We start from the raw sequence: 12,902 nt of genomic DNA on the forward strand, positions 1-12,902 counted from the left end.
TGGAGGATAAAATTCCAGCAAATACTTTCCTACTTCCTAATCAAGATTTAGATGTTTCACCTATTCAAGCTATTCCATTGGTGCGCTTGAGTGGCTCTGAATCGCAAAACTGGCAGCCATACGAGAGTTGGGATGGCACGGTTCCCGCCGTGAGTTTTGGATTGCTTATTCCGGTTGCGAACGTGCAGCCTAACCAATCGGGTAGTGTTTCTTTTGCGGTTCAAATAGAGCCCGGTGTTTCTAATAACACAATGATATACAACCAAGCTGAAATTGACTTTTCGGGTACGAACAGTGACATTTTATTTTCGAATCGAGTGTGTAACTCAGTAGCCGCCCAGAATGTACCCGAGATTCGTTTTCAATCTGCTCGGCCAGAAATGGTGGCAAGTGGGCAGGTGAAACATAGTAATGATGCTCACTTTATGGATACCAGCATATATTCGATGCCCGGTGAGCAAAGTTATGATGCGTTGCTGGATGGTGTTTTTCTTCGATTAGTAGCCTCTCAACTAAATCGGGATCTTGATAAACACGATTTCGTTCACGAAAATGGCGTTGAACTTTTATTAGCACGGGTTGAATCACAGCTGAGTGGTGATTCGGTTCAAGTAGTCATGAAAGAAACTGAACGGAATTCAGGTGTATTTAGAAGCTTGCAACCATTGGTTCTTAGCGGTATTCGTACAGCCGATGGTGAAATATGTTCGAGCAGTGCAACTGCCGCATCGGCTTTCGAATTCACATCTACTACTACTACCAACGAAGTTCTAGGCCAAGGTTGTTATTTGAACAGCGCTTTTGGCGATATTCTGAATGTTACGTTTGATGTGCCAGTTGAACAGGCTGCTGGCTTTGGCCAACGCATGATTCGCGTTTCTGATGTTGCTGCAGTTGAACCTTCGGGGCGTGTTTTTGATACGTCTTCGGGGAAAGCGGTTAATGGCGCACTGGTAAGCTTGTTTCAATCGAAGCAAGTGTTCTCGAATGCAGGCCCTAGTGCATGTGCATCGCTTACTGCGGAAGACTTTGAACCTGCTCGAGATCGATTTACTGGTGAGGTAATTCCTGCGTTCGATAGTGGGAGCATGAACCGAAGTGGGAATTCCGATGGATTGTACAGTTTTGCGCGTGCGGCAACAGACCATTGCTATTACATTGGTGTAACTCCGCCTGATGGCTATGAGTTTCCATCAAGTGTTTCACCTATTTCCTTACGCGCATTTTCTTCAAACTTAGGCGAGCATTCTTATGGCTTAATTGGTTACCTCGGTGACGGTGGTAGATTACAGCCTGTTGGCGACGGAATGACCACTACCAACGAACAAGGGGACTCAAAAGGGGCTTTTTCTCTTGGTTTAGCTTGGTTTCCTGATATTCCATTAGACCCTGAAGATTCACTTGTGGCGGGTGAATTGTTTCTAGAGAAAACGGTAGATACCGAAGTTATTGCTGCTGGTGATTATGTGTCTTATCGATTGAGTATTAGCAACTCAAGCGCTGTTCCGTTGTTAGGTTTCCGCATCGTTGATAAGCCTGCTTACGGGCTTCGCTACGAATCAGGGACCGCTCGAATGACAGTAGGGAACGGTGTGGCGATAGAGTTACCAGATCCCGTTCGTGATGAGGGCGGTTATTTAGTGTTTCCTCGAATACGTGATGAAAACGGGGCGAATTTATTATTGGAGCCAGGTGCTACGCTTGATATTACGTATGTAATGCGCGCGTCGGTAGCTGTAAATAATGGTCGATTAGTTAACCAAGCCAATGTAACTGCTCGTAACGAGGGTGGCTTTTTATTTACATCAAATGAAGCAGAAGCTTCAGTGACGGTTCGGAACGAGGGAGTTTTATCTGATCGCGGTATTATATTTGGTAAGGTGTTTGTAGATACTACGTGCTCAAGTACTCAGGAGCTCGGTGAGTGGGTTATTCCTGGTGTACGTTTGTATCTACAAGATGGAACATGGGTAGTAACCGACGAAGATGGCATGTTTAGTATTCACGGTTTACGCCCAGGTTTAAAAACACTTGCTGTCGACCCTGCCACAATGCCGGCTGGCGTTACTTTAAAACCGATCACAACACGTCACGCAGGAGATGGAACAAGCCGGTTCGTTGATTTAGTACCCGGAGAAATGCATCGAGCTGATTTTGCCATTGCGTGCCCTGATGCTCGGAATATCGTTCGTGTGCGGGCGGATATTGAAGCGCGTAGAGAAAACGCAAATAGTGAGTGGGTTTACGATAGTATTCTCGCCAATGATCCTCTGCGCAACAGAGCTGCTGGAACACGTATTCGAAGTGCCGGTGCTGGTGGTGATTTAGGTAGTGGCTTTTACGATGAAACGTTGAGCCGTGGTTTGGACCCGATGCGGTCTGCTGAGCGCGAGACGCCACAAACTTCAATAGCTGAAGGGCAACTCACTTCACCGTTGGCCGATGCTCCTGAGATGCTTGAATCTGTTGATCAAGCTCGTATTATTACCAGTGAACAAGCAACAGCAGGCGTGGTACTGTGGCCTGAAAACGGCGTTAGCCGCGATGGCCGTTTGCAGGTTGTTGTGCAAGCGGGCGTTACACCAGAGTTGACTATTAATGGCAAGGCAGTAGCGAAAGAGCAGCTCGGTGAGCAAATCGAAAATATTTCTGAGCAAGGGCAAGTTGTAACTTGGTATGGCTTGCAGTTTACGCCAGGCGAGAACCATGTTGTTGTTCAAGCGGTAGACCCCTTTGGTAATTTACGCACGCTTATTGATACTATGATTGTGCGCCCGGGATCGGCAAAAGCCCTGCAGTTAACCGCTCAGGATGAACCGTTTTTTGCTGATGGCGGCACAACTCGTATGCCGATTACAATTGAGCTGTTTGATAGTGAGGGCTATCACGCAAGTGGTTCTAATGTAGTTACTTTATTAGGTAATGATTTACGTTTTGCGGAAGCGGATTTGCAACCGGATACCATGGGCCAACAGGTACGCATAGTTGATGGGAAAGGGACTATTCATCTACTTAGCTCTTTTCAAACAGGCTCTCGAGATGTGCATGCTCGCTTTAACGATTTGAACGACAGTATTGCGGTGCAGCAAATAACACCAGTCCGCGAACTTTTCGCTACGGGTTATATTTCAGCGAAAAAAGTTTGGGGTGATTTTACCAATAATGGTGATGTTCCAGCCGATATTGAATCAATCGAACAAGAACAATCGGGTTTAGAGAGCGGTATGTTTGTAACGGGCTCTGTAGGTGAACGTACAACCCTAACGTTGGCTTTTGATAGCGAACGCGCATTGAGTGATGAAGAAGAGATACGCCGTGATCTTAACCCTGGTGATTATTATCCGGTTTCTGGTGATGCATCTATTCGTGGGTATGATGCAAAAAGCCAAAGCCGTGTGTATGCTCGTGTAGAACGTGGTGCGAGTTCGTTACTTTGGGGCGATTTTGTTACTGATGCGAATACGGATTTCCAAGATGTTGGGCGTATTCAGCAAATTCTAACGGGGGCCAATCTCACTTTTGATAATCAAACGACTCGGCTTCAGTTGTTTGGTGCGAAAGTTGATTATCAGCAAGTAACTGAAGAAATTCGGGGTAACGGTACGGCATTGTTGTACCAAACTTCAGCGCCGCCAGTTCGTGAATCTGAAATTATAGAATTTATTGTTCGCGATAGAAATAATCCTGGATTAGTTATAGAGACACGGCCGCTGCGCCGAGGCGTTGATTACTCGATAAATTATTTCACGGGTGATTTACGTTTCTTTGATGTCATTCCCTCAGTTGACGATGAGTTCAACCCTGTATTTTTACGTATTACCTACAATGTTGATGGTAGCAGTGTGGATTACGATGTGTATGGTGCGCGCTTGCAGCATAAGCTTTCTGATTCTTTGACCCTAAGCGGCAGCTTCACTGAGAACTCACATGATATTGACGGTTATAGTTTATCGAGTGTTACTTCGCTTTATGAATTGGGGAATCGCACGCGTGCTTTTGCTTCATACGGGCGGATGCAAAATCTAATTGATGAAGATGGCGATGCTTTGAGCGTTGGTTTGCAACACCAATGGGAAAACGGCAGCTTTACTGATATTCGTTGGGCTCGCGCTAATGATGGCTTCCGTAATCCTACCTCAGGTATTGGTGAAGCTAGAGAAGAACTGCGCGCTGAACATGAACAGCAAATTTCTTCACGAACTTCTGCTCGATTTGAAGCTCGAAAAACACAAGATTTGAGCACTGATGCAGAACAAAGTAGCGTTGCTTTTCTCGCGCTACGCCAGTTTGATAATGTTCGGGCTACCGTAGGTTCGCGTGCTATTGAGCAGCGGGATACTGACGGGGATGATCGTTTTGGCACTTATATTTTAGGTCTGGCGAGTGGTTTTGATGTGTTTGGTAAACCGCTAACGCTTGGTGCGGAATATGAGCAAGCGTTTAGCGACTCAAGTAAGCAACGGATAGCCGCAGATGCTGATCTGGCGATTACGCAGAATACAGGTTTTTATGCTCGTTATGAGTTCTTGAATAGCATTGCGGGAATGAATCAAATTACCTCGGATGTAGAAACGGAGCAGTTTGTTGCGGGTGTTCGTACGCGGGCATTTAGTAATACCGACCTATTCTCTGAATACCGCTTGCGTGGTGCCCAAGATGGGCAGGACGTAGCGTTAGCGAATGGTGTTCGTTCTGCCTTTGAAATCGAACCAGGGTTAACTTGGAGCCCGTCGGTGGAATGGATTCGGGTACTTGATGGTAATGAGAGCCAAGCCGCTACGGCATATTCTTTAGGTTTCGAGGATATTCGGTCGGCGAATCGGCGAACGCTTGGACGAGTTGAAACTCGGTTCGGTAACGGCCGCCGTTATTACGGTGTTTCCTTGGCCAATATTTGGCGTATTTCGCAGAATTGGTCAGGTGTGATTCGGAATGATATGCGGGTTCAATATTCTGATACAGAATCACGAAATGGCGATCATATTGTAACGCTTGGTTTTGCTCGTCGGCCTCGACTCGATAACAAGCATCATTCAATGTTCATGTATCAATGGCGTAAACATTGGGGCGGCGATTTAGGGCCAGATCGCGTTGCTCATGTATTAAGCAATCACCATAACTTGGAATTGAAAGCCGATCTTGTGCTGTCGGGCCGAATTGGTGGTAAGTGGCAATCATTTGAGCAAAATGATTTAGCGCTAAGCAATGCTATTTATATTGCTGATGGTCGGGTTATTTGGGGTGTGACTCGGCGTTTAGATATCGATGTTCGCGCTGGTATTATGAGTGCTCGTGATGAGAATGAGCAACGCTTTAGTTATGGAATAAGCGCTAACTATTTGATTAGAAAGAATCTGCGTATGGGTGTTGGTTATAATGTACGTGGCTTTAAAGATAATGATTTAGATCCTGAAGGCTATAATGCGCAAGGCCTCCATATTGGCTTGGATTATAAAATTAGCGCTGATGATTTTGCCTGGATTGGCAATACAGCTGCCGGCATACGTTCGTTTATTGGAGCAAACTAATGAAAAAGAAACCATTATTGAGCATGTTATTTCTTGTGGGGGCTTTATCAGGTTGCGCCAGTATGGATGAACTGTATGCTGATTACGATTTAATGTGTGAAGCACCCCAAGCGCCTTTTAATTCTGTGGTGGTAGTAAACTCCATGATAGAGGAGATTACCACGCGTTGGGAGCCTGCGGTCTATTTTGGCTTTGATAGGGGCGAGTTAAACGATGCTGAGAAGCTGCGCTTACAGCCAAACTTAGACATCATGGCAGCGAACCCGGAGTACAAAATCAGTATGCAGGCGTTTACCGACCAGTTAGGTAATGCTGATTATAACTTGAGTTTAGCCAATGAAAGGTTACAAGCAGTGATCCGTTACTTTACTGAAAACGGAGTTTCACGAGATCGTATGGTGACAGGATCGGCAGGTCAGGAAATGTTGCTTTCAACGGATGACAATGTGTCTGAACGAGTTTACAACCGCCGTGTAGAACTGATGCTTTTAGATTCAAACGGGCGTCCGTTATCGCTACGAGTAGTTCAAGATGCAGATGAAGAGGCGTTTGTTGCGCCGGAACCAATTCGATAGGGGAAGTTGAGTGGCGATGCAAATAACAAGGTGGTTTTTCACAACTATATTGGTTGTATTATTCAGTGGGCTATCCTATTCCGCGGTAGCGGACGTAGTACCCGCTGGTACGGTAATTAAAAACCAAGCATCGGCAACATACCGTACTTGCATCGACGACTCATGCTCTCAGGCCACTGAAGAGCGGAGTATTACGTCTAATATAGTTGAAACTTTAATTCAGGGAGTGCCTGCATTTGAGTTTTTAACTGATCAACGCTTACCTGCTATTTCTGATCGACCGGTATACTTTGCACACACAATTTCGAATATTGGTAATGTTGCTGATAGATATCAGATTTGTGTGAGCGCGGTGGATGCTCAAGTTTCAGAGTGGCGCGTTTATGCTGATACTGATCTGGATGGCAGGCCTGACCCGGGTCAAATTTTATTGAGTAGTGATGATGGCAGCGCATGTTTACCCAACCTCACAAACTCAATAGATCCAAGTGAAACTTGGGGTTTAGTGATTGAAGTGATTGCGAATGGGGCTGCTGGCTCGGTTTTACTTTCTGCCATAGAACTTGAAGCAACTAGCTCTGATGACAATACCTTAAACCAAACGGTAGTTGATAGTGTTGAATTTATTGAAGGGCCTCTAATCGAGGTTTTGAAATCAATGCCTGTGCGTGTTGGAGGTTCCCCCAGTGGCCCTTATACGGTGCGTTTAGCGTATCGAAATGTTTCTAATTTCACAGCCTCGTCGGTGGTATTGGAAGATATTTTACCGACAACTTTTTTTGATGGACAAGGCCAACCGCAAACCGGTGGGTTTGAGTATGTGCCTGGTTCTGGCCGCTGGAGCCAAACGGGTAATACCGCTTTAACTGATGACGATGATGGCGTCGAGGGGGGAGGAACCGAACCCGCTTCCTATTGTGCATATGATGGCACAGCTGCAAATGTAGATTGTCAGGATAGAGTGCGGTTTGAATTAGCAACGTTACCGCCTGGTGGCGAAGGTTATATCGAATTTGCTGTACAGGTTGTTGGCGGTATTTCGACTGGTGGACGGATACTGAATATTGCAGGGTATTATTATAACAATGAAGACAATACCGTTGTGTATGCGCAAAGCGGTTCAGGGCCTGTAGGTGGCGCAATAACCCCGTTTGATACCAACGTAGTACCTTTTCAAATAAAATCATCCGCCACTGCTCCAAGCGTGGTTGTGAACGATAGCTCTACTGATATAAACATCGGTGTGGATGATAGTTTGGATTCGGGAAATCGCGTTGAGATCGCGGCAGCTGGGCAAGGCGCGGTGATTCGTTTTACTAACTATATTTGGAACACAGGTGATGGTGTTGATACCTTTGATTTAAATGTTGATCGGGCACTGAACCGCGTTGGCGCTAGCTTAGCAAACCCATTTCCTGATAACGCCATTGTACGTGTGTTACAAGCAGATGGCGCAACGCCTTTGTTGGATACTTCGAACAGTGGCCGAGTAGATACCGGCCCTATACCTTTGCCTAATTTTGATACCGGTGCGTGTTCTGGCCGTTTTGTTACGAGCGCAGACAATACCCGTTGTGGTTTACCTGTAGTTGTTGAAGTGGAATTGCCGGCCGATGCAGTAGGTGGCCCTTATGAACTGACGTTAGCAGCTACCTCTAATGTTGATACTACTGTAACCAATGCGGTAAGTAATATCTTACTTTCTGTGGTACCGGCAACGGTTGATATCACGAATAATTTGCCGCTGAGTGCTGGAAGCGCGCCTGGTGCAGGTGTAGGCCCGGAACCAACAGCAGTAACCACGATTTCATTAATGCCGGGTAATACTGGAACGTTTACCTTGTATGTGAATAACACCGGTGATCGTCAAGACCAATATCAACTCGCTGCAAGTACCACTAACTTTGCGGCTGGTACTCTATATCCTGGGTGGCTCGTGAGTTTTTATCGCGATGGTGGGGCTGGGGATTGTACATCTCTGGGTAACGCGATTGATGTAACTGATATTATTCCAGCGGGCTCAGCCCAGTTGGTTTGTGCGCATGTGCAAACGGCTGCAAATGCTGAGGTTGATGTATATGATCTGTATTTTCGTGCGTCATCGTTGTTGAGTGCCGCACAAGATATTAAATTGGATGCGGTAGAAATACTCGGCGCGCCTGATATTTCATTTTCCCCAGATCAATTTAACCAAGTTGTTCCGGGTTCTAGTGTTAGTTATACCCATCAGATTAAAAATACAGGAACTGTACCGCTTTCGAGTATTCAACTCACAGCAACGCCACAGGCTGAAGATGACAATGGTTGGGCTGTATTGGTGTATGAAGATGATGGTAACGGTGTTTGGGGCCCAGAAGATGAAACAATACCTTTAGGTGGCGTTTTAGGAACTGATAATGGAGATGAAATTCTTTTACCTGGCGAATCAATTACCGTGCATGTACGAGTTTTTGCTCCTGCCTCGGCGGTGCTTGGGGATATTAATGTTAAAACGATTACCCTCACTACTACTGTAGGCACGGATACCTTAGAACGTTCGGTTACTGATAGTACATCAACGAGCCAAGGCAACACGCTTATCTTTAAAGAGCAAGCCTTGGATAGTAATTGTGATGGTGTTCCTGATGGCCCGTTGGCCTGCACGGGTGATAGCTGCTTTAGCACTAGTGTTTTCCCGGTGCACCCAGGGCAATGTGTTCTGTATCGTTTAACGGCTCGAAATCAAAGTGCTGAGCCGGTATTTAATGTACTGATTAACGACCGAACTCAAGCTTATACCACTTATTTCCAGACGGCCCTTAATTGCAGTAGCCCAAGTGGTTCCTGTAATGCGGATGTAACGACACCGAATGATGGTGGTGTTGGCGATATTCAGGCAGATATCGGTGTATTGCAGGCCGGTGAGCAGGCCATACTCATTTTCGGATTGAGAGTGCGCTAAAAATGAAAAAAAAATCAGTTAAAGCCGCGGTTCTTGCTGCTGGATCAATATCGTTGTTATCGGCTGTACATGCAGCAGACATTAATGCGTTGTTCAATACACCTGCGGGCAGGGCGCAAATGACTAATGCTCTTTTGGGACCTGCAGAATTTAGCGATGTTATCATTGAGAACTTGGTTGTTGAGCACGGGTTAACCGATTCAGGCAACGTGAACCGCCAGCAAATAGGTTTTTTTCAGAATGCAGGGCCTTCGATTGGTATTACCCAAGGTATTTTGCTTGCTACCGGTTCTGTGAATGACATAGCTAGCCCAGCGAGCTTTTTCCTTGATCGAGCACTAGGCACGAGTGCTAATACCTTGCTTTCAAGTGTGGTGCAATCAACAGCCACGAACGACCCTGTGGTTATTTCTTTTGACGTAACCCCAGAACGGGACCGACTCAACCTTACTCTTGTATTTGGTTCTGAAGAATACCCTGATTATGCGTGTTCTCAGTATAATGATGCCTTTGGTATTTTCATCGAGGGTGGTGAGTTTACAACGGCCAAAAATATGGCCATAGAACCAGGTAGTGGTACCACGATTACTATCAATAATATCAACGGTTCTACAATTGGCGAACCTAACCAGAGTGGATCGGGAACGTGTGGAAGTGCTCTTTTTTATCGGCAGAATTTACTCGCAACGCCTGCTGGAACCGATATCGCGTTGAACGGGTTTACCTCGCCAATAACGGTTGCTGAGCCGGTTACCTCAGGGGAAACGTATCGGGTTTCGTTAATTATTGCTGATGCCGTGGATGGGCGATATGACAGTGCCGCGTTTTTTGGGTTTCTCTCCAGTACTTGGAGTTTTGATGTTGATTTATCGCTTGATGTTGAAATTTCGGGGGGCTTTATTGATGGAACGCCTTCATTTGAGTTCGGCCAAGAAGCGGTATTTGAATTAGTAGTAGAAAACCAAGGGCCCGCAGGTTCAGGCGCAGTTCAGGTAGAGTTCCCCTTTCCTTCCGATTTATTCAATTTCACCGAAGCTGTGGGCGAGGGTAGTTACGATGCAGGTACAGGATTATGGACTATTGGCTTTCTTCCTGCGAATGAAACACGGACTATTGAGATTAAAGGGATAGCAAACGCTCCAGGCTCTCGGGCTTTGTTTACGGAAATTATTTCGGGTACGGGGGAAGATCCAAATTCACGGCCAGGTAACGGCCCACGGACACCTGTGGAAGATGATGAAGCTACGATAAATCTGCAAGTTATTGAATCACCAGAAGTATGCCCAACGGGAACCGATATTACTGGCTCTGGCTTAGCTAGTTCTGGTTCCGGAGCGTTTTTAAGCACTATGTATTGGTTAGATTGGGGCTGCGGCACTCTTGATGAATTTAATCCGGGTGATTGGGTTTCGAAGCGTTGGGAATTTGGGAATGTAGAAATTCGCGCCTTGTTGGGGAATATTACTGCGCCACTGCAGCCTTATGTTTCCGGCACTGGGGCTGGCGATGCGTTTCAAATTGCGTATTCGGGAGTGAATCCGGTAGGTTTGGCGAATTTATCAGGAACCGGCCACTCTTTTGATATTGTTTGGGAAAAGCGCGTTAATGGTGTTCAAGTACCAATGGGTTTGGTAGTGGTAGATGCCGAAAGTACGAATGCTGGTGAGCAGTTAGTAATGCGCTCGAATGGCGCTCCGTGGGAGTTAATTGAAGTTTCTCCTGGTGCTGATATAAGTATGGTGTGGGAGCTTGCTGGCCAACAAATTCGGGTAGCGCCTGCTGGTAGTGGTGGTGGTTCGTTTTTAGCGGTAACAAGTGATGTTTCTTTTACCTCGCAGCAGTTGATAGATCCCGGAATACAAGCTATCGGTTTTGGTGTTCCGGTACAGATTGATTTTGGCGATTTGCCCGCATCATACCCTGATAGTGGTGGCCATTATCTTCGTTATGAGGCTACTGCGGGCGGTAAACCAAGTATCGCGACACCTATAACATCGATTTCTCAGGCATCATGGCAGCCGCAAGCGGATACACCGTTTATCGGGGCTGTTCGACCTAGCCCTCGGCTTGGACCAACAAATTCTGCGAATGCGGATGCTCACGTTGAAGATGAAGGCGTGTTGTTACCTGCTCGTTTTGTTCCGGGAGAACAGGCGACAATCAGTATTGAAGTAGATGAGGCAACTGTAGGTTCAGGTTACCTCCAAGGGTGGATAGATTGGAACCAAGATGGTTCATTTAACGGCATTGGCGAGCATGTTGTGATCAACCTGCGAGATAATGGTGCTGCGGATACTAATCCGGTAAATGGTATCATTACTGTTCAGGTATTCGTACCGCCGAATGCTCAACTGGGGAACACGTTTGCCCGCTTCCGTTTTTCGAGTGAGCAAGATATCCCGTTTTCGGACCAGTTAGCGCTTGATGGCGAAATTGAAGATTATGAGATAAATATTGGTTTCGAGCCTGATGGCGCAACGCTTCGCGGTATGGTTTTCAATGATAATGGCACAGGATCAGGCACGGCTCATAATGGCTTAATTGATGGTTCTGAAGTAGGCGTTGCGGGGGCGTTGGTGCGGGCATTTGCTGGCGTTACCGCTCCAGGTGAATGTAATACATCGGCTCCCGAGCTTGCGCGAACGGTTACTGCGGGTGATGGCAGTTGGCAATTGAAATTTGATATTGCTGATTCTGGTAACCAAGCTTGTATCTTGGTGCAACCGGCGGGTGGCGTTTTCTTGGTTAGTGAAGATGCGGGCACGGGCATTGTTGATTCGGCTGTCGCCGACGATGGGCAAATGAGTTTTGTGGTGCCCTCGGCGATCACGGTTTGGGAAGATATTAATTTTGGTGTTGTGCCTAAATCTGTGCTTGAGCCGGATAACCAAGGTGTTTCTGAGCCGGGCTCGTCTATCAATTATTATCATCGTTATAAAGCACAAACTTCAGGTGTTGTAGATTTCTCCGCTACTGTGGAGGCGCAATCGCCAAATACGTTAGATTGGGCGCAAACGCTGTATCAAGATCTATCGTGCTCGCAGAATGTTAGTGTGGGCGCGCCAATAACGAATATAAGCGTAGTGGCGGGTGATGAAATTTGTTTAGTACTGCGGGTATTTGTACCAGCAAATGCACCAGTTGGTGCGTTTCATCAAGTTCAGATTACTGCTGATAATGCGCTTTCGGGAACTGCGCGTGTGGATTCGGCTGTAGCTTTTGATAATACGGGTGTGCAGAGTGGGCGCTTACGGTTGGATAAGTTGGTGCGTAATATTGGTCCCGATGGTGTAAGCGGTACAGCCGATGATGTAGATACTGTAGGCTTATTGAGCAACCAGGCAAAGCCTTGTGATGTAATTCGCTACTCTGTTTTCTTTGCTAACGATGGGACAATGGATTTGGATGAGGTTGTAATTTACGACCAAGTACCAGCCTTCACTGAGCTTGCTCAGCCAATTTCCTGTCCGGGAACGCTGCCGAGTGGTATATCGGCTTGCCAAGTTGCAACTCCAAATGGAGCGAATGCTCAAGGATACGAAGGCGGATTGCAATGGCAGTTTACGGGGCAGTTGGGCCCAGGCGAGACCGGTGAGCTTAGCTTCGATGTTCGTGTGAAAGGCTTGCTTCCAAATACGGTTGGGGCGAGCTGCTCGGCATTATAGAAAATGGGGTCGTTGTCGCGTTTCTCTGGCACCAAAATTACTATGCGGCTTTAGCTGAACTTTCTAGCGCTTACCAAACCAAGTGTTATGCTTTAGAAAAGTAAAGGTCGTTGTCTGCGTTGTGTGTCCCTCAACTGATGTTGAAAAGGAGCCAGAGAACACAGACAACGACCCCATCTTCAAAAAGGTGCCA

The 12,902-nt window shown here is 46.5% G+C and carries 4 protein-coding genes; all 4 read left to right on the forward strand.

Features of this window, described 5'->3' with window-relative positions; all coding sequences use genetic code 11:
- The first annotated feature begins 656 nt into the window (after nt 1-656).
- The 4 genes from HC000_RS07255 to HC000_RS07270 all read left to right on the forward strand — a co-directional run bounded on the left by HC000_RS07255 (nt 657) and on the right by HC000_RS07270 (nt 12,709).
- Entirely contained in the window at nt 657-5,528 is a 4,872-nt protein-coding gene (locus tag HC000_RS07255) for a DUF11 domain-containing protein (RefSeq protein WP_179807313.1), read from the forward strand.
- Nucleotides 5,528-6,103 (forward strand): OmpA family protein, encoded by a 576-nt coding sequence (locus tag HC000_RS07260; protein WP_055022194.1) that lies wholly within the window; start codon nt 5,528-5,530, stop codon nt 6,101-6,103. The genes HC000_RS07255 and HC000_RS07260 overlap by 1 nt, the downstream gene beginning before the upstream one ends.
- 10 nt (nt 6,104-6,113) lie before the next feature.
- The gene (locus HC000_RS07265; protein ID WP_179807314.1) at nt 6,114-9,044 is read left to right on the forward strand and encodes a hypothetical protein; all 2,931 of its coding nucleotides are present in this window, start codon (nt 6,114-6,116) and stop codon (nt 9,042-9,044) included.
- Nucleotides 9,045-9,163: 119 nt separating this feature from the next.
- Entirely contained in the window at nt 9,164-12,709 is a 3,546-nt protein-coding gene (locus tag HC000_RS07270; RefSeq protein WP_257025452.1) for a CshA/CshB family fibrillar adhesin-related protein, read from the forward strand.
- Nucleotides 12,710-12,902: the final 193 nt, after the last annotated feature.

The organism is Pseudoalteromonas sp. MIP2626 (assembly GCF_013414205.1).
Taxonomy (GTDB): domain Bacteria; phylum Pseudomonadota; class Gammaproteobacteria; order Enterobacterales; family Alteromonadaceae; genus Pseudoalteromonas; species Pseudoalteromonas nigrifaciens.

Bases quoted from the DNA above. Each gene is read 5' to 3' on its own strand.
- HC000_RS07260 (WP_055022194.1), top strand. From the start codon at position 5,528: ATGAAAAAGAAACCATTATTGAGCATGTTATTTCTTGTGGGGGCTTTA.
- HC000_RS07270 (WP_257025452.1), top strand. From the start codon at position 9,164: ATGACTAATGCTCTTTTGGGACCTGCAGAATTTAGCGATGTTATCATT.